This is a genomic window from Pseudomonas sp. GW822-FHT07A10 (assembly GCF_058798795.1).
This window is the reverse complement of sequence record NZ_JBXAKV010000014.1, coordinates 20,987-38,033: the sequence shown is the minus strand read 5'-3', so window position 1 is coordinate 38,033 and position 17,047 is coordinate 20,987. Positions and strand designations below refer to the sequence as shown.

Sequence of the window (17,047 nt, the reverse complement as noted above, 5' to 3'; positions counted from 1 at the left end):
AGTCATTTGCCAATCCCGTAAAGGGCCTCTAACGTCAAGGCTCAGTCCATTGCAGGTGTTACCCCATGAACGCTCCAGCCCTCCCTCGGCAACAGCTTCTTCTGGTCGATGATGAGGAGGATGCGTTACTGGAACTGGCGGAGTTGCTGGAGGGCGAGGGCTTTACGTGTTTTACGGCAACGTCGGTCAAGCTCGCCCTGCATCATTTGACTCGCCATCCTGATATTGCGCTGGTGATTACTGATCTGCGGATGCCGGAGGAAAGCGGCATCTCGTTGATCAAGCGTCTGCGTGAGCACACGGCTCGTCAGCATTTGCCGGTGATTGTGACGTCGGGGCATGCGGATATGGAGGATGTGAGTGACATGTTGCGCTTGCAGGTGCTGGATCTGTTTCGCAAGCCGATCTATCACGTGCGGTTGTTGGAGACGTTGAACAATTTGTTTCCGCAGCCTCGGGGTTTGATGAGTTCCTGAGTGTACTGTGGCGAGGGGGCAAGCCCCCTCACCACAATCCATCAGGCAACCGGCCGCCACTGCCCCACCATATGCTCGATCTCCCCGGCCCCCATCAACTGGAAATCTCCACTGGACCCCGCCGCGCTGGACATCAGCGTCACCTCGCTGGGCAAACGCACCGGTTTTCTGAACTGCACCGCAATCTCGACGTTGGCCGTCGGCAAATGATCGCTCAGGGCTGCCAGGGTGCGCGCCTTGTTCCACAGGCCATGGGCGATGGCGCTGGGGAAACCGAAGAGTCTGGCGCTGATCGCGCTCAGGTGAATCGGGTTGTAGTCTCCAGACACTTTGGCGTATCGGCGACCAATGTCCGCCGGTGCTTTCCAGTGGGCTACTTCGGTCAGCGACAACGTTGATGCAAACGCTTGCTCGACAGGCTCGCCTGCCAGTTTGACCCCACGACAGAGCATCTGGCTTTCAGCTTCCCACAGCAGCCCCAATTGGTCGTCGAGCGTCGTCAGCAACTCGAACGTCGCGCCCTTGGCATGGGGTTGCAGGTTCTGCACCTTCACGCTGACCCGCACGCGACTCACGCCGCCCATGGGGCGCATGACTCGAATGCGATTGCTCAAGTGAATCAGCCCCAGCAGCGGGAAGGGAAACGCCTTGGCGGTGAGCAGCTGCATCTGCAAGGCAAACGCCAGGATGTGTGGATACGTCGGTGGCAGCAGCCCGTTGTCGGCGAAACCACACACTTTGCGATAAGCCTCCAGGCGTTTCGGATCGACGTTGACCCAACAGTGATAACCCAGCTCAGGCAGTGCGGTGCCAGTGATTTTGCGTCGCGTCGCCGCTCTCAAATACAGCGTCTGCAGGCCCGGTTCGCTATTGAGTGTGTGCCAGTCGGTGGTCATGGTCAGGCTCCCAACACGCTTTGCCCGCACACGCGCAGTGCTTGCCCGGTAAACGCTCCGGTGCCTGGTTGTGCCATCCAGGCCACGGCTTCGGCGACGTCTTGCGGCAGGCCGCCTTGGCCCAACGAACTCAAGCGCCGCCCGGCTTCGCGTACGCCGAAGGGCAGATGCGCGGTCATCTGGGTTTCGATAAACCCTGGTGCCACCGCGTTGATGCTGATGCCGCGCCCTGCCAGCAGTGGCGCCCAGGCCTGGGCCAGGCCAATCAGCCCGGCCTTGCTCGCGGCGTAATTGGTTTGCCCGCGATTGCCGGCGATGCCGCTGATGGACGCCAACAGGATCACTCGGCCGTCGTCGCGCAGGGTGCCGCTGTCGAGCAGCGCCTTGGTCAGCACTTGCGGCGCGTTGAGGTTGACCGCCAGCACCGCGTCCCAGAATTCCGGGGTCATGTTGGCCAGGGTTTTATCCCGGGTGATGCCCGCGTTGTGCACCACGATGTCGACGCCGTCGGGCAAGTGTTCGATCAGTTGCGTGGCGGCGTTTTCGGCGCAGATGTCCAGGGTGATGCTGCGCCCGCCGAGGCGCGCGGCCAGGGCGTCGAGGTCGGTTTTGGCCGGCGCCACGTCGAGCAGGATCACTTCGGCACCGTCCCGGGCCAGGGTTTCGGCGATCGAGGCGCCAATCCCCCGGGCTGCCCCGGTTACCAGTGCCTTGCGCCCTGACAAGGGGCGTGTCCAGTCCATCACCTGCGTCGCACACGCCTTCAAACGTATGACTTGTCCGGAAATGAACGCACTTTTGGGCGAGAGGAAAAACCGCAACGGGCCTTCGAGTTGATCTTCGGCCCCTTCGCCGACATAGATCAGCTGCAAGGTGCCGCCGTTGCGCAGTTCCTTGGCCAGCGAGCGGCTGAAGCCTTCCAGGGCACGCTGGGTGCTGGCGGCGAACGGGTCGCTCAAGGTCTCCGGCGCGCGACCAAGAATCACCAGGTGCGCATGGTGATCGAGGTTTTTCATCAGTGGCTGGAAGAACTCGCGCAGCTGTTTCAGCTGATCGACCTGCACCAGGTCACTGGCGTCGAACACCACGGCTTTGAGTTTCTGGCCGTGGCCGGGAATCCACGCGGTGGCCAGGGTCGGGTCGGTGACGTAGCTGTAAATCGTGTCGGTCAAGCGGTTGGCGAGGGTGCTGATTTTTTCCGTCAGCGGGCCACCGCCTATCAACAGCGCCCCCTCGACAGGCCGCAATCGGCCTGCTTGCCAGCGTTCCAGCCGTACCGGCGACGGCAGACCCAGGGCACCGACCACACGATGGCCGATTGACGAATTGGCGAAGTCGATATAGCGGTCAGACATGAATCACGCTCCAGAAGCCGGGGTTAAAAGTGTGGACCAGGAATGGCAATTAGTCGTTCGATCCACGAGATAAGGCCTACGCTTGAACATTGCAGGTTGGTTTGAGCTTGGGTTTAGCAGGTCTTTCAGGAATTGCAGCCCGCTCCCACAGGGATGTGTGTTCACCATTGACTATCAGAAGGAGCTTTTTTCATGACTCAGCTGCGTCGCGTCGCGATTATCGGTGGTAACCGTATTCCTTTTGCCCGTTCCAACGGGCCGTACGCCACTGCCAGTAACCAGGCGATGTTCACCGCAGCGCTGGAAGGCCTGATCGAGCGCTATAACCTGCACGGTGTGCGCATGGGCGAAGTGGCCGCCGGGGCCTTGCTCAAGTATTTGCGCGACTACGGCCTGACCCGCGAATGCGTATTGGGCTCGCGGTTGTCGCCGACGACGCCGGCCTACGACATCCAGCAGGCCTGCGGTACGGGGCTGGAGGCGACGTTGTTGGTGGCGAACAAAATCGCCCTGGGGCAGATTGAATGCGGCATTGCCGGCGGTGTCGACACGGCCTCGGACGTACCGATCGGCGTCAACGAAGACTTGCGCAAGATTCTCTTGCAAGCCAACCGTGCCAAAAGCACCGCTGACAAACTGAAGACCTTCCTGCAATTGCGTCCCCGACACCTGATCCCGGACTTTCCAAGTATCGGCGAGCCGCGCACCGGCCGGTCGATGGGCGAACACTGTGAATTGATGGCCCAGACCTGGGGCATCCCGCGTGACGAGCAGGATCGGCTGACCCTCGAAAGCCATCAGAAACTGGCGGCGTCCTACGCCGAAGGCTGGCACAACGATCTGATGACGCCGTTCCTCGGCCTGACCCGGGACAACAACCTGCGCCCGGAGCTGACCCTGGAAAAACTCGCCTCACTGAAACCGGCCTTCGAGAAAAGTGCCAAGGGCACCCTGACCGCGGGCAACTCCACGCCACTCACCGATGGCGCGTCGGTGGTGCTGCTGGGCAGTGAGGAATGGGCGAAGGAGCGCGGTTTGCCGGTGCTTGCCTATTGGCGCGATGGCGAGGCGGCGGCGGTGGATTTCGTCAACGGTGCCGAAGGGCTGCTGATGGCGCCGGTGTATGCGGTGCCGCGATTGCTGGCGCGCAACGGCCTGACCTTGCAGGATTTCGATTACTACGAAATCCACGAAGCGTTTGCCGCGCAGGTGCTGTGCACGTTGAAGGCATGGGAAGATCCGGAGTACTGCAAAACCCGTCTCGGCCTCGACGCGCCGCTGGGTTCCATCGACCGCAGTCGCCTCAACGTCAAAGGCAGTTCACTGGCCGTCGGGCATCCGTTTGCCGCCACCGGTGCGCGCATCGTCGCCAACCTGGCGAAGCTGCTGGACGCGGCGGGCAAGGGCCGAGGGTTGATCTCGATCTGCGCCGCCGGCGGTCAGGGCGTGACGGCGATTATCGAGCGCTGATTATTGAGGGCTAAGCACTGCCGCGTTTTGCTGCGCGGCCAGTTGCCGGTTGCGGTTGGCGTAACCCTCTGCCATCACCGAGCACACGATCAGCTGCAACGGGTGGTAGATCATGATTGGCAGCAGGATCAACCCAAGGCCGGGGTTGGTGCCGAAGATCAGCGCCGCCATCGGCGCTCCGGCCGCCAGGGATTTTTTGCTGGCGCAGAACACCGCGGCGATCTCATCGGCGGGGCTGAACTTCAGCGCGTGGGCGGTGCGGGTGGTCATCCACAGAATGATCGCCAGCAGAATCGCACTGCCGATCAACGCCATGAGAATCACGCTGTTGCCCTGTTGCTGCCACATCCCCGAGACCATCGAGTTGCAGAACGCCGAGTACACCAGCAGCAGGATCACCAGTTTGTCGGCGATGTTGGTGTAGCGCTTGTACCGGGCGAAAATTTTTCCCAGCAACGGCCGCAATAATTGCCCAAGCACCAGCGGCAACAACAGCATCGCGCACAGATCGAGCAGGGTTGAACCCAGGTCGATGCCGCCAGCGCCGCTGCCGACCACGAAACTCACCAGCAACGGTGTCAGGAAAATCCCCAGCACACTGGACAGGCTCGCGTTGAGAATCGCCGCCGGTACGTTGCCGCCCGCGCTGCCGGTCAGGGCCACGGACGAAGAGATGGTCGAGGGCAGGGCGCAGAGGTAGAGGAAACCGAGCATCAGCAACGATGGAATGTGTGAGCCCAGCAGTGTGTCGCTCAGCAGCCAGATCAACGGAAACACCGCAAAGGTGAAGGCTTGGACCATCACGTGCAGCTTCCAGTTTTTCAGCCCGTGGCGGATCTGCTCGCTGGAGAGGTTGACCCCGTGCAGGAAGAACACCAGGAACACGCCGATGTTGATCACCCACTCGGCATGCATCCCGCCGCCGGTGGCGCCGAAGGTCGGGAAGAAATACGCCAGCAGCGTGGCGATCAGCATGCCGCACAAGAACCAGTCGGTGACCACGCGTTTGAGGTGTTTGAAGGCATGCATAACCGGCACCGAATCCATTTGTAAGAATTGATGACTTAGCCTAACGTCGGCCCTATCAGCCGTCTTGCGACATAAGGCCAATCAATGCCGACTAACGGACAACTTACCCTCGAGCGGACCATCCCGGCGCTGACGGTGTTGCCGCGTCCGTTGTATGCGCGGGCGGAAAGCCTGAACGCCGGTTCGTGGACGCCGCCTCATCGTCATGATTGGGTGCAGTTTTCCTACGCCATCAGCGGCGTTCTCGGCGTGCACACCGCCGAAGGCAGTTTCTTTGCGCCGCCGCAGTGGGGCATCTGGATTCCGGCGGATCTCGAGCATCAGGTCGTGACCTCGATGCGTGCCGAAATGCGCAGCCTGTACGTGCGCCGCGAGGACTGCCAATGGGCGGACGGGCGTTGCCGGGTGCTGGAAGTTACGCCATTGGCCCGGGAGCTGATCAAGCGCTTTTGCCAGTTGCCGGTGGAGTATCCACAGGGCGACAGTCAGGAGGCGCGATTGGTGGGCGTGCTGCTCGATCAGTTGGCGAGTCTGCCGGAGGTGGGGTTTTCCTTGCCGCTGCCCCGGCATGAGCGACTGCTGGGTTTGTGCAACGAACTGATCGAAAGTCCTGAGTGCACGGTGACCTTGCAGGAATGGGCCGAGCGTTTGGGCATGTCGGAGAAAACCCTGATGCGGCTGTTTCAGCGCGAGACCGGGTTGAGCTTCCGCAGTTGGCGGCAGCGCATGCGGCTGCTGTCGTCGTTGAGTTTGCTGGAGGAGGGGGACAGCGTGACCAATGCCGCGCTGTCTTGCGGGTATGACTCGACGTCGGCGTTTATTGCGGCGTTCAAGGGGTTGTTCGGGTTTACCCCTGGTGAGTTGTTCAAACAGTAATTGTGGCGAGGGAGCAAGCTCCCTCGCCACAGGTATCGGTTTCGACCAGTTGGATCAGTGACTTCAAGTCCTGAAGCGGCGAACCAACCCGTCCAGCTCATTCGACAACCCTGCCAGGCTCTGAGAATCCAGCCGCGCCGAGTTTGCCAATTCCGCCACCAACTGCGCATCGCCATGAATCTGGCTGATATGCCGATTGATGTCCTCGGCCACCTGATGCTGTTCCTCAGCCGCCGTAGCGATTTGAGTATTCATGTCGCGAATCACATCCACCGACTCACGGATCTGCCCGAAGCTGCTGCGCGCTTCACCGATGCGGGTCACCGATTGCTGAGACACCTCCAGGCTCGCATGCATCTGCTGTGTCACCTGACTGGTGCGCTTGGCCAGGTTGCCCAGCAGGCCGTCGATTTCCGCCGTGGAATCGGCAGTTCGTTTGGCCAGGGCGCGAACTTCATCCGCCACCACCGCAAAGCCACGACCCTGTTCACCGGCCCGGGCTGCTTCGATGGCAGCGTTCAGGGCCAGCAGGTTGGTCTGTTCGGCGATGGAACGGATGGTCCCGAGGATCGACTGAATGTCGTTGCTGTCGCGCTCAAGCTGTTGCATCGATTGCGCCGACTGTTCGATTTCCTGGCTCAAGCGATCGACACTGCTCACCGCGGCATCGATCTGCTGCTGGCCTTCACGGGCCTGGCGCTGACCGCTGTCGGCCGACTCGGCGGCCTGGCTGCAAGAGCGCGCGACTTCGTTGGCGGTGGCGACCATTTCGTGGAACGCCGTGGACACCATGTCCACCGCTTCACGCTGACGCCCGGCGGCTTCGGCCATGTCGCTGGACACTTGGGTCGAACTCTTGGAGGTGGCGAGGATCTTGGTCGCGGCGCCGCCGATGCTTTGAATCAGGTTGCGGATCGCCGCCAGAAACTGGTTGAACCAGTTGGCCAGTTGCGCGGTTTCATCGCTGCCACGGATGTGCAGGTTCTTGGTCAGGTCGCCTTCGCCCTGGGCGATGCCTTCCAGACCGCTGGCCACGCTGCGGATCGGCCGCACGATCAGGCTGGCGAAACTGGCGCCGACGATGGCGAAGAACACCGCCAGTACTGCTGCGATGATCGCGATCAGCCAGGTCAGTTGAGTGGCCGAGCTCATCACGTCGGTCTGCTTGATCAGGCCGATAAAGGTCCAGCCCAGTTGCTCCGACGGCCAGACGTTGGCCATGTAGCGCTCGCCATTGAGCTCAACCTCAACCAGCCCTTTGCCAGCCTTGCCGAGTTGCGCGTAGCCGTCGCCGAGGCTGCTCAGGGCTTTGAAGTTGTGTTCCGGCTGCTTGGGATCGACCAGTATGGTGCCGGTGTTTTCCACCAGCATCAGGTAGCCGGTTTCACCGAGTTTGATCTGTTTGACGATTTCAGTGAGCTGCTTGAGCGTCACGTCGATGCTGACCACGCCGCCATTGCTGCCCAGTTTGTTATCGATGGTGCGCACGGTGCTGACGTAGGTCGCGTCATCCTGAGCCCAGTAATAGGCCTCGGTGCGAAGCGGCTTGCCCGGCTTGGCCTGGGCCGCCTTGTACCAAGGGCGCTGGCGCGGGTCGTAATTGCTCAGCTTCGCATCGTCCGGCCAGGACACGTAACCGCCCGCCGCCGTCCCGAGAATCGCATAGGCGTAGGCCGGATGGCTGTTGCCCAGATCCTGGAGGAGGGCGAAGACCTTCTTGTCCATTTCGCCTTGGGGAATGCTCTCGGCGTTGGCGCTCATGTAGGTTTTGAGGCTGTCGTCGGAGTTCTTGATCAGCGGTTGGGTCGCCAGGTACTCAACGTTCTGGCTGATGTCATCAAAGAACAGTTGCATGGCATTGCTGACCTGACGAATCTCGCGGCCACTGCCGTCGACAAAATTGTCCTTGGCGTCGCTGCGCAAGTTCAGCACGACGAGGGTGGCGACCAGCACCACGGGCAAGCAGGCGATGATTGCAAACGCCCAGGTCAACTTCTGTTTGATGTTCATCCGCGCTCCAGTTTTTCTTGTAGGCCCACGCAGTGCTGATGACTCGCGGATTATTGGCAGCCGAAAACGTTTGATATGTCCCGATCCTTGAGCGCGCCTTCTTGATTGTTGTTGAGGCGATTGTCAGACAATTCCTTTTCTCTCTAATGACTTCGGCTGAAGCGCGGGGAAATTGAGGTCTTTTGAGAAAAATCCTGCGAACGCCAGGGATCGAGGTTAGATTCTGTCGCAAATACCTTGGCACTCCGTCGTCAACAAGTGGTTCTCGCTCAGCTATGATCCCGGGCGGTCGATGAGTTTTGCCTGATTAATCCGGCACATTGTGTGCATCTTGATGTTCATGGGAACGTTCATAGGTCCGCAACCCCTCCCCCGAATGAGAGGATTGCCGTATAACGAATGACTTTCGCGTGTTTGGTAATAAAGGACCCACAATAAAAGCTGATGAAGACTCCAAAACGCATTGAACCCCTGATCGAGGACGGTCTGGTCGACGAGGTGCTGCGCCCACTCATGAGTGGTAAAGAAGCAGCTGTTTATGTGGTGCGCTGCGGCAACGAGCTGCGTTGTGCCAAGGTCTACAAGGAGGCGAACAAACGCAGTTTTCGTCAGGCGGCCGAGTATCAGGAAGGTCGCAAGGTGCGCAACAGCCGGCAGGCTCGCGCAATGGCCAAGGGCTCCAAGTTTGGCCGCAAGGAAACCGAAGACGCCTGGCAGAACGCCGAAGTGGCGGCGCTGTTCCGCCTGGCCAGTGCCGGGGTGCGGGTGCCCAAGCCGTATGACTTCCTCGAAGGCGTGCTGCTGATGGAACTGGTGGCTGACGAGTACGGCGATGCCGCGCCTCGCCTGAACGATGTGGTGCTGGAGCCGGACCAGGCACGCGAGTATCACGCTTACCTGATTTCGCAAATCGTGCTGATGTTGTGTACCGGTCTGGTGCACGGTGACCTGTCCGAGTTCAACGTGCTGCTGACGCCGACCGGCCCGGTCATCATCGACCTGCCGCAAGCAGTGGATGCGGCGGGCAACAACCACGCGTTCAGCATGCTGGAGCGGGACGTGGGCAACATGGCGTCGTACTTCGGTCGTTTTGCACCGGAGTTGAAACGCACCAAGTATGCCAAGGAAATGTGGGCGTTGTACGAAGCCGGCACCTTGCACCCGGCCAGCGTGTTGACCGGCGAGTTCGACGAGCCGGAAGAACTGGCGGACGTCGGCGGGATCATGCGCGAGATCGAGGCGGCCCGTCTCGACGAAGAGCGTCGCCAAGCGATTCGGGCGGCGGACGATGCGCCACCAAGCAAAGCCGAAGAACCGCCTCCGCCGTGGATGCAGTGATCGGTTGACCCAAAACCCGGCTTTGGCCGGGTTTTTTACACCAGCAATACCCCGCACACTCAAGGACTGAATGTGAACTCCATCCGCAATGCTCAGTTGATCGTCGCCGCCCGGCTGATTTCGGACTTCGGCGCTTTCCTCAACATGGTCGCCCTGGCTACCTACGTCTACCTGCTCAGCAATAGGGCCATGAGCGTCGGCATCTTCCTCGCCAGCCGTGTCGCCGGGGGGATCCTGGCCAGCCTGATCGGTACCCGGTTCTATCGCCGCTGGGCCGGGCGCCTGCCGCTGATTGCCTTCGATCTGCTGCGTGCCGGTTTGCTGGGGCTGCTGCTGGTGCTGCCGGTCAGCCAACAAGCGTTGCTATTGCCGCTGATCGCGTTTGGCCTGGGGTTTGGTAATTCGATGTTCGCCATCGGCCTCAACAGCCAATTGCCGCACCTGATCGAAGAGGCGCAATTACTCAAGACCAACGCCTGGATAACTTCGGCGTCCTCTGCGGCGATGGTCAGCGGGAGTCTGGTGGCTGGGTTGTTGGTGGCGGGATTTGGCTTTGAAACGGTATTTGCGTTGAACGTGGTCACGTACCTGCTGGCGGCGCTGTTGATTGTGCCACTGCGGTTTTGCGGACCGGCCCCCAGCTGTGATGAACCTCTTCACAAACAGGGCGAATGGCAGGCCTTGCGCCAGGGTTTGCGCACGGCGCCGGTACTGGCGGCGATGCTGGCCGTCGCCATGGCCGACACCTTGGGCAGCGCCGCGCACAACGTCGGTCTTCCGATCATTTCAAAACTGCTCACACCCGAGTCGGCCAGCACCACCCTGGGCCTGATGCTGGCGGTGTGGGCCTGCGGCAAGTTCATCGGTGCGCGAATCGCCAGTCGCCTGAAAGGCACGGACAACGCGCACCTTGAGCGGCGATTTTTCTTTGGCGTGTTGCTGATGTCCTGCGGCTTCATCCTGACGTTTCAGCAGCAGACCCTGTACGGTTTGCTGCTGTTTTCGTTGCCCGCCGGGATAGGCGACGGTTTTTCGGAGGTCGGCCTGATGTCGCGCCTGCAACGTGAACCGGACAGCCTGCGCCTGCCGATTTTCAGTTTTCTGACGCTGCTGCAAATGACCGGGTTCGGTGTCGGCATGTTGATCGCCGCGCCGTTCTATTCCTGGTGGACACCCGGCGCGGTGGTGCTGTTGTTCCACGGCATTCCCCTCACCCTGTTGCTGGTGGTGAAGGGGTTGGCGCTCAAGAGTGAGCGGGTTCGACGCAACAACCCGAGGCCAGCTCCTTGAGAATCGGGCAGTCCGGGCGGTGGTCGCCGTGGCAATGTTCTACGAGGTCTTGCAGGGTGTCGCGCAACTGACCAAGTTCGCGAATCTTCTGGTTCAGCTCGTCGATGTGCTGACGGGCCAAGGCCTTCACATCGGCACTGGCGCGCTGGCGATCCTGCCAGAGGGTCAGTAGTTTGCCGACTTCTTCCAGTGAAAAACCCAAGTCCCGAGAGCGCTTGATGAACGCCAGGGTGTGCAGGTCGTCGTCGCCATAGACGCGGTAGCCACTGTCGGTGCGATGGGCCGCCTTGAGCAGGCCGATGGATTCGTAATAACGGATCATCTTCGCGCTCAGACCGCTCTGGCGGGCCGCTTGGCCAATGTTCATCGATCGTCCTCCGGGTCTTTGGGTTTCCAGGTTTTCAACAGTAACGCATTGCTGACCACACTGACGCTCGACAGCGCCATGGCCGCGCCGGCCAGCACCGGGTTGAGGAAGCCGAATGCCGCCAGTGGCAGGCCGATCAGGTTATAGACGAAGGCCCAGAACAGGTTCTGGCGAATTTTCGCGTAGGTCTTGCGACTGATCTCCAGCGCCGCCGGCACCAGCCGTGGGTCACCGCGCATCAGAGTGATGCCGGCAGCGTGCATGGCGACATCCGTGCCGCCGCCCATGGCAATGCCGATGTCAGCAGCAGCCAGGGCCGGGGCGTCGTTGATGCCGTCGCCGACCATCGCCACCACGCCGGTTTTTTTCAGGGCGGCGACGGTGGCGGCTTTGTCCGCCGGGAGTACTTCGGCGTGAACATCCTTGATGCCCAGCGCTTGGGCGACGACTTTGGCGCTGCCGCGGTTATCGCCGGTCAGCAGGTGGCTGCTGATATTGCGGGCGCTTAGGCGTTGCACCGCTTGCAGGGCGCCGGGCTTGAGCGTGTCACCGAAGGCGAACAGGCCCAGCACCCGAGGTTCGGGGCTTTGCTCGATCAACCAGGACAGCGTCCGGCCTTCGGTTTCCCAAGCGCTTGCGGAGTCGGCCAATGGCCCGGCATTCAAGCCACTTTCTTCCAGCAAGCGCCGGTTGCCCAGGGCCAATCGCCGACCATCGAGGCTGCCGGCAATGCCGCGCCCGGTCAGCGATTGACTGTCGCTGACATCGGCCACGGTCAAGCCGCGTTCGGCGCAGGCATCCAGCACCGCCTTGGCCAGCGGGTGCTCACTGCCGCGTTGCAGCGCGCCGGCCATTTGCAGCAAGGCGGCTTCGTCACCCTCGATGGCACTCAAATGCGCGATGCGCGGCGTGCCCGAGGTCAGTGTGCCGGTCTTGTCGAACACCACGGCGCTGACTTCGTGGGCGCGCTCCAGGGCTTCGGCATCCTTGATCAGAATTCCGTGGTGCGCCGCCACGCCGGTGCCTGCCATGATTGCGGTCGGTGTGGCCAACCCGAGCGCACAAGGACAGGCGATCACCAACACCGCGACGGCGTTGATCAATGCGGTTTCCAGCGGAGCGCCATACAGCCACCAACCAACCAGGGTCGCCAGTGCAATCAGCAGCACCACGGGCACGAACACCTGGCTGACTTTATCCACCAGTTTCTGGATCGGCGCTTTCGCCGCCTGCGCGTCTTCGACCAGGCGGATGATCCGCGCCAGCACGGTTTCTGCGCCGAGCGCCAAGGTCCGCACCAGCAGCCGACCTTCACCGTTGATCGCACCGCCGGTGACCTTGTCGCCCGGTTGTTTTGGCACCGGCAGGCTTTCGCCGCTGATCAACGCTTCATCGGCGTGGCTCTGGCCTTCCACCACTTCGCCATCCACTGGGAAGCGCTCGCCGGGTTTGACCATGACCAGATCGTTGAGGCGCAAGGCACTGATCGCAACCTCCTGCTCGCGGCCGTCGATCACTTGGATGGCTCGCTCTGGACGCAAGGCTTCGAGGGCGCGGATGGCGCTGGCGGTCTGGCGCTTGGCGCGGCTTTCCAGGTATTTGCCCAGCAACACCAAGGCAATCACTACCGCCGAGGCTTCGAAATACAGGTGCGGCATGCGACCGGCAGCGGTGGTCCACTCGTAAACGCTCAAGCCGTAGCCAGCGCTGGTGCCCAGAGCCACCAGCAAATCCATGTTGCCGGCACCGGCGCGCACGGCTTTCCACGCAGCGACATAGAAGCGGGCGCCGAAGACGAATTGCACCGGCGTTGCCAGCGCGAACTGCACCCACGCCGGGAGCATCCAGTGCACACCGAAAGGTTGCAGCAGCATCGGCAGCACCAGCGGCAAGGCGAGGGCGATGGCCGCCAGCAAGGCCCAGCGTTCGCGCTGCAGGCGTTGTTGTTGATTATCGGTTTGCGGGTGTTCGACTTCCCAGACGCGGGCGGAATAACCGGCCTTGGTCACGGCGCCGATCAAGGTTTGCGGATCGACCTGGCCGAGCAGCTCAAGGTGCGCCCGTTCGTTGGCCAGGTTGACGCTGACACTTTTCACCCCCGGCACCTTGGCCAGCGCCCGTTCGACGCGGCCGACGCAAGACGCACAGGTCATGCCGTCGATGCTCAATTCGAGGGTCTGCTGCGGCACGCTGTAACCAGCCCGCTGCACGGCGTCCATCAAGGCTGGCAGGCTGTCACTGGGCGCTTGCACCCGGGCCTGTTCGGTGGCCAGGTTGACGCTGACGGCCGTGGCGCCGATGACTTTGCTCAAGGCACGCTCGACACGCCCGGCGCAACTGGCGCAGGTCATGCCGGCAATCGGCAGATCGAAAGTGGTGGATTCGGACATCGGTCACGCTCCCTGTAGAAATTGCCTACAGGATCAACCTTGCCATGCTGGCAAGGTCAAGTGCCATGTCTCAGATCAAAAGATCGCAGCCGACTCAGTATTCCAAAGTCGCAGGCTTGAGGTACATCCCTTCCTGCGTCATCGCAATCCGGAACTTCAACACATCCCCAGCCTTGAGTTTGATGTCCTGCGACCCCGGCGCGAGCATGCCCGGGTTGCAGCCCGGCGCTTGGCCCGGCAGCAGTTTGAGGCGCAGGGACACATTGCCCGGCGGCAGGTTGAACGAGGTGCTCTGTTCCTGGAACAGCCGCCCGGCCAACTGATCCTGGATGTACACGCCGATCTCGCAGGAAGTCGACACTTCCAGGCGCTCGCGGGAAATGATCAGCACACCGTAGTCCTCCCCGGCGGCTTGAACCGAAGGTGTCGCGGCAAAGAGGCTGAGGAAGCCAAACAGGCTGAGAGCTGACCAGCGCATGGCTGAATCTCCTGATGTCGAGTCATTGATGGGCGCAGCTTGGCCGAGCGCGACGCCGATTGCCAGCCCGGCAGCTTGTTTCAGAACTTGACCTTGCCATGGTGGCAAGCTCGAGACTGCGCGCAACCCTCATGTAAGGGCTTCATTAAAGGAGACGTCCCATGCAAGTGTTCAATGTTGAAGGCATGTCCTGCGGTCACTGCGTCAAGGCTATTACTGAGGCGCTGCAAGCCAAGGATCCGGCAGCCAGCGTGCGCATCGATCTGGCGGCAAAAGAAGTCGGCGTAGAAAGTGCGCTAACAGTCGATCAGGTAATCGCCGCCATCACTGAAGAGGGTTACGGGGTAAAACTGGTCTGAGCTATTTTTAATAGAGCTATTTTTAATAGTTAGCGACCTAACGGAATGTTCAAGGCGTCCACGCCCGGCTAGACTGTCAGCCTGCCGATCCATGGCTAACCTGTCTGCCCCAACCTGGACGCCTGATGAACCTGCGCACAATCCTGATTCTCGGCGCCTTGAGCGCTTTCGGCCCGCTGGCGATCGATTTCTACCTGCCGGCCTTCCCGGCGATGGCGCTCGCTTTCGGCACCGACGAAAAACACGTTCAACTGACCCTGGCAGCCTATTTCCTAGGGCTGTCCATCGGCCAACTGGCGTACGGCCCGGTGGCGGATCGCTTTGGGCGACGGCTTCCCTTGCTGACCGGTGTCGGTTTATTCACCGTGGCCTCATTGGCCTGTGCTTACGCGCCGAGTCTTGAGTGGCTGATCGGCGCCCGCTTTGTCCAGGCGCTGGGTGGTTGCGCGGGCATGGTGATCGCCCGGGCAGTGGTCAGCGATAAATGCGATGCGGTGGGGTCGGCGAAGGTCTTTTCGCAGTTGATGCTGGTGATGGGCCTGGCGCCGATTCTTGCGCCGATGCTGGGCGGGTTGTTGGTCAACACGACGGGTTGGCAGTCGATCTTTCTCGTGCTGACCGGTTTCAGTGCGCTGGCCGGGTTGGCGGTAGCCCTCGGGCTACCGGAAAGTCTACCGGCCCATGTGCCGCGCCAACCGTTGTCGGGCGCGCTACGCCAGTACGGTCGGTTGCTGGCGGACCCGATATTCCTCGGTCATGCCCTGACCGGTGGTGTCGCCATCGCCGGGATGTTTGCCTACATCGCGGGCTCGCCGTTCGTCTTCATCAAACTCTATGGTGTGCCGGCCGAGCATTTCGGCTGGCTGTTCGGGATCAACGCGGCGGGGTTCATCCTGGTGGCCCAGGTCAATGCCCGGTTGCTGGCGAGACGCGGTCCAGCCTTCTTGCTGGCGCGCACTGTCTGGCTCTACCTGGCGGGTGGCCTGGCCCTGTTGGCGGTCAGCTCGCTGCACCCTGCGCACTTGTGGCCGTTGCTGATTCCGCTTTTTGTCTGCATCGCCAGCCTGGGTTGTATCGTGCCCAACGCCTCGGCCTGCGCGATGAGCGGCCAGGGTGCACGGGCGGGCAGTGCCTCGGCGATGCTCGGTTGCCTGCAATTCAGCGTCGCCGCCGGGGCCGCGGCGCTGGTGGGTGTTTTGCACGATGGCAGTGCCATGCCGATGGCCATGGTCATCAGCCTGTGCGCAATTGTGGTGGTGAGCGTGGCGATGCTCACCCGGCGTTTGCAGAATGCCCGGGCGTTGGAACAAGCCCAGGCCTGAGGACGGACTCAGCCAGCAGTGCGCTGCTGACGGCCGGGAATCTGATGGGGCGCGAGCAAGCGCGCTTCAAGCGTTTTAGTGAAGGCCAGGGCTTCGGCTTCACTACGGAACGTCACAGCGTGTTGATCCAGGCGAACCTGCCAGCGGGATGTTGCCAATTCTTTTATCAGGATCTTCATTGCTGAGTTCCTCTTGTGAAAGACGTCTCGCAAAAGACATCACGTAAAAGATTGTTCGCAGAGTTTTCGATTGTAGACCTGAATACGATCGCAATTGTGACAACGATCAACTCTCTGACTGACGGCAAAAGATCGCTGGCGCAGCGATCTTTTGATCTTCGGGTCAGAACCCTTCAAGCACAATCTTGCCCTTGGACTTGCCGCTTTCCAGCCGTTCATGGGCGCGACGCAGGTTGGCGGCGTTGATGGTTCCGAAGTGCTCACCGACCGTGGTTTTCAGTGTGCCGGCATCGATCAGCCCGGCGACGCGGTTGAGCAGTTTGTGTTGCTCGATCATGTCGGCGGTTTCGAACAGCGAGCGGGTGTACATGAACTCCCAGTGCAGCGACAGGCTCTTGCGTTTGAGCTTGGTCACGTCCAGTGCCTTCGGATCATCAATCAGCGCCAGTTTGCCTTGTGGTGCCAATGCCTCCACCAATTGATCCAGGTGTTGGTCAGTCTGGGTCAGGCTGGCAACGTGGGTCACATGCTCGAACCCGGCACGTTTGAGTGCTTCACTCAGCGGCTGACTGTGATCTATCACCTGATTGGCACCCAGGTCACGCACCCAACTCTGGGTTTGGGCACGGGACGCGGTGCCGATGACTTTCAACCCGGTGAGCTGGCTGGCCAATTGCGTGAGGATTGAACCAACGCCCCCGGCGGCACCGACGATCAGCAGGCTCTGACCCTCATCGGTTTTGCCTTCGCGTATTTGCAGGCGTTCGAACAACAGTTCCCACGCGGTGATGGCGGTCAGCGGCAGGGCGGCGGCTTCGGCGAAACCAAGGGTCTTCGGCATATGGCCGACGATGCGCTCATCCACCACATGAAGCTCGCTGTTGCCGCCGGCACGGACGATGGAGCCGGCGTAGAACACCTTGTCGCCGGCCTTGAACAAGGTCACTTCGCTGCCAACAGCCTTGACCACACCCGCCACGTCCCAGCCCAGCACTTTGGCCGCGCCACCTTCAGGCTGTACGTTCTGGCGAATCTTGGTGTCCACCGGGTTGACCGAAATGGCTTTGACCTCCACCAACAGGTCGCGCGGGCCGGCGACCGGTTCTGGCAGTTCGATATCTTGCAGGGATTTTTCGTCGCTGATCGGCAGGGAGGCGTAGTAGGCAATGGCTTTCATAGTGGGGTCCTGGGAGAGAGAGGATTTCGATGGCA

At 61.3% G+C, this 17,047-nt stretch carries 16 protein-coding genes and 1 pseudogene; 7 read left to right on the top strand and 10 right to left on the bottom strand.

Going from position 1 to position 17,047, the window contains the following annotated elements; all coding sequences use genetic code 11:
* The first annotated feature begins 65 nt into the window (after positions 1–65).
* Complete coding sequence (locus AC1RL4_RS21935; RefSeq protein ID WP_019582293.1) at positions 66–476, top strand: response regulator; 411 nt, start codon at positions 66–68, stop codon at positions 474–476.
* 41 nt (positions 477–517) lie between these two features.
* Here AC1RL4_RS21935 and AC1RL4_RS21930 read toward each other — a convergent pair whose 3' ends face one another.
* Positions 518–1,372 (bottom strand): MaoC family dehydratase, encoded by an 855-nt coding sequence (locus AC1RL4_RS21930; protein ID WP_230175453.1) that lies wholly within the window; start codon positions 1,370–1,372, stop codon positions 518–520.
* Positions 1,373–1,374: 2 nt separating this feature from the next.
* A complete protein-coding gene (locus AC1RL4_RS21925) occupies positions 1,375–2,727 on the bottom strand; it encodes a 3-oxoacyl-ACP reductase (protein ID WP_230175455.1) in 1,353 nt (450 codons plus the stop codon).
* Between the two features lie 192 nt (positions 2,728–2,919).
* Here AC1RL4_RS21925 and AC1RL4_RS21920 point away from each other — a divergent pair, with 192 nt between their 5' ends.
* Entirely contained in the window at positions 2,920–4,197 is a 1,278-nt protein-coding gene (locus AC1RL4_RS21920; protein WP_230175457.1) for an acetyl-CoA C-acetyltransferase, read from the top strand.
* Here AC1RL4_RS21920 and AC1RL4_RS21915 read toward each other — a convergent pair whose 3' ends face one another.
* Positions 4,198–5,226, bottom strand: a complete 1,029-nt coding sequence (locus AC1RL4_RS21915; RefSeq protein WP_096481222.1) for a bile acid:sodium symporter family protein — start codon at positions 5,224–5,226, stop codon at positions 4,198–4,200.
* A gap of 84 nt (positions 5,227–5,310) precedes the next feature.
* Between AC1RL4_RS21915 and AC1RL4_RS21910 the strand changes: the two genes are divergently transcribed.
* Complete coding sequence (locus AC1RL4_RS21910) at positions 5,311–6,102, top strand: AraC family transcriptional regulator (protein WP_018928390.1); 792 nt, start codon at positions 5,311–5,313, stop codon at positions 6,100–6,102.
* 63 nt (positions 6,103–6,165) lie between these two features.
* On the opposite strand, the gene AC1RL4_RS21905 is transcribed toward AC1RL4_RS21910, so the two are convergent.
* Positions 6,166–6,894: a methyl-accepting chemotaxis protein gene (locus AC1RL4_RS21905; protein WP_370694720.1), complete on the bottom strand. Its 729-nt coding sequence runs from the start codon at positions 6,892–6,894 to the stop codon at positions 6,166–6,168.
* Between the two features lie 129 nt (positions 6,895–7,023).
* Positions 7,024–7,956, bottom strand: a pseudogene (locus AC1RL4_RS21900) (cache domain-containing protein); the annotation flags it as partial.
* Between the two features lie 600 nt (positions 7,957–8,556).
* Between AC1RL4_RS21900 and AC1RL4_RS21895 the strand changes: the two are divergent.
* Complete coding sequence (locus AC1RL4_RS21895; protein WP_018928388.1) at positions 8,557–9,450, top strand: PA4780 family RIO1-like protein kinase; 894 nt, start codon at positions 8,557–8,559, stop codon at positions 9,448–9,450.
* 72 nt (positions 9,451–9,522) lie between these two features.
* Entirely contained in the window at positions 9,523–10,740 is a 1,218-nt protein-coding gene (locus AC1RL4_RS21890) for an MFS transporter (protein ID WP_489078606.1), read from the top strand.
* On the opposite strand, the gene cueR is transcribed toward AC1RL4_RS21890, so the two are convergent.
* The 3 genes from cueR to AC1RL4_RS21875 form a co-directional block, all read right to left on the bottom strand.
* Complete coding sequence (gene cueR / locus AC1RL4_RS21885) at positions 10,694–11,107, bottom strand: Cu(I)-responsive transcriptional regulator (protein ID WP_007940146.1); 414 nt, start codon at positions 11,105–11,107, stop codon at positions 10,694–10,696. The genes AC1RL4_RS21890 and cueR overlap by 47 nt on opposite strands.
* Positions 11,104–13,497 carry a heavy metal translocating P-type ATPase gene (locus AC1RL4_RS21880; protein ID WP_028940373.1) on the bottom strand — a complete coding sequence of 798 codons (2,394 nt, stop codon included), beginning with the start codon at positions 13,495–13,497 and terminating at the stop codon, positions 11,104–11,106. The genes cueR and AC1RL4_RS21880 overlap by 4 nt, the downstream gene beginning before the upstream one ends.
* A 94-nt stretch (positions 13,498–13,591) precedes the next feature.
* Positions 13,592–13,975, bottom strand: a complete 384-nt coding sequence (locus AC1RL4_RS21875; RefSeq protein ID WP_019582301.1) for a hypothetical protein — start codon at positions 13,973–13,975, stop codon at positions 13,592–13,594.
* A 161-nt stretch (positions 13,976–14,136) separates the two neighbouring features.
* On the opposite strand from AC1RL4_RS21875, the gene AC1RL4_RS21870 reads away from it, so the two are divergent.
* On the top strand, positions 14,137–14,334 hold the full coding sequence (locus tag AC1RL4_RS21870) for a heavy-metal-associated domain-containing protein (RefSeq protein ID WP_019651866.1): 198 nt from the start codon (positions 14,137–14,139) through the stop codon (positions 14,332–14,334).
* Between the two features lie 125 nt (positions 14,335–14,459).
* On the top strand, positions 14,460–15,656 hold the full coding sequence (locus tag AC1RL4_RS21865; RefSeq protein WP_019582302.1) for a multidrug effflux MFS transporter: 1,197 nt from the start codon (positions 14,460–14,462) through the stop codon (positions 15,654–15,656).
* Between the two features lie 8 nt (positions 15,657–15,664).
* Here the strand turns inward: AC1RL4_RS21865 and AC1RL4_RS21860 are convergent, their stop codons facing one another.
* Together AC1RL4_RS21860 and AC1RL4_RS21855 are read right to left on the bottom strand one after the other, a co-directional pair.
* On the bottom strand, positions 15,665–15,835 hold the full coding sequence (locus tag AC1RL4_RS21860) for a hypothetical protein (RefSeq protein ID WP_018928382.1): 171 nt from the start codon (positions 15,833–15,835) through the stop codon (positions 15,665–15,667).
* 163 nt (positions 15,836–15,998) lie between these two features.
* Positions 15,999–17,012 (bottom strand): zinc-binding alcohol dehydrogenase family protein, encoded by a 1,014-nt coding sequence (locus tag AC1RL4_RS21855; protein WP_019582303.1) that lies wholly within the window; start codon positions 17,010–17,012, stop codon positions 15,999–16,001.
* Positions 17,013–17,047 lie beyond the last annotated feature (35 nt).

Excerpts from the sequence above, each read along its gene's own strand:
- AC1RL4_RS21855 (WP_019582303.1), bottom strand. The coding sequence starts at position 17,012 with ATGAAAGCCATTGCCTACTACGCCTCCCTGCCGATCAGCGACGAAAAA.
- AC1RL4_RS21915 (WP_096481222.1), bottom strand. The coding sequence starts at position 5,226 with ATGCATGCCTTCAAACACCTCAAACGCGTGGTCACCGACTGGTTCTTG.
- AC1RL4_RS21870 (WP_019651866.1), top strand. The coding sequence starts at position 14,137 with ATGCAAGTGTTCAATGTTGAAGGCATGTCCTGCGGTCACTGCGTCAAG.
- AC1RL4_RS21935 (WP_019582293.1), top strand. The coding sequence starts at position 66 with ATGAACGCTCCAGCCCTCCCTCGGCAACAGCTTCTTCTGGTCGATGAT.
- AC1RL4_RS21860 (WP_018928382.1), bottom strand. The coding sequence starts at position 15,835 with ATGAAGATCCTGATAAAAGAATTGGCAACATCCCGCTGGCAGGTTCGC.
- AC1RL4_RS21875 (WP_019582301.1), bottom strand. The coding sequence starts at position 13,975 with ATGCGCTGGTCAGCTCTCAGCCTGTTTGGCTTCCTCAGCCTCTTTGCC.
- AC1RL4_RS21920 (WP_230175457.1), top strand. The coding sequence starts at position 2,920 with ATGACTCAGCTGCGTCGCGTCGCGATTATCGGTGGTAACCGTATTCCT.
- AC1RL4_RS21930 (WP_230175453.1), bottom strand. The coding sequence starts at position 1,372 with ATGACCACCGACTGGCACACACTCAATAGCGAACCGGGCCTGCAGACG.
- AC1RL4_RS21925 (WP_230175455.1), bottom strand. The coding sequence starts at position 2,727 with ATGTCTGACCGCTATATCGACTTCGCCAATTCGTCAATCGGCCATCGT.
- AC1RL4_RS21880 (WP_028940373.1), bottom strand. The coding sequence starts at position 13,497 with ATGTCCGAATCCACCACTTTCGATCTGCCGATTGCCGGCATGACCTGC.
- AC1RL4_RS21865 (WP_019582302.1), top strand. The coding sequence starts at position 14,460 with ATGAACCTGCGCACAATCCTGATTCTCGGCGCCTTGAGCGCTTTCGGC.
- cueR (WP_007940146.1), bottom strand. The coding sequence starts at position 11,107 with ATGAACATTGGCCAAGCGGCCCGCCAGAGCGGTCTGAGCGCGAAGATG.
- AC1RL4_RS21910 (WP_018928390.1), top strand. The coding sequence starts at position 5,311 with ATGCCGACTAACGGACAACTTACCCTCGAGCGGACCATCCCGGCGCTG.
- AC1RL4_RS21905 (WP_370694720.1), bottom strand. The coding sequence starts at position 6,894 with ATGGTGTCCACGGCGTTCCACGAAATGGTCGCCACCGCCAACGAAGTC.
- AC1RL4_RS21895 (WP_018928388.1), top strand. The coding sequence starts at position 8,557 with ATGAAGACTCCAAAACGCATTGAACCCCTGATCGAGGACGGTCTGGTC.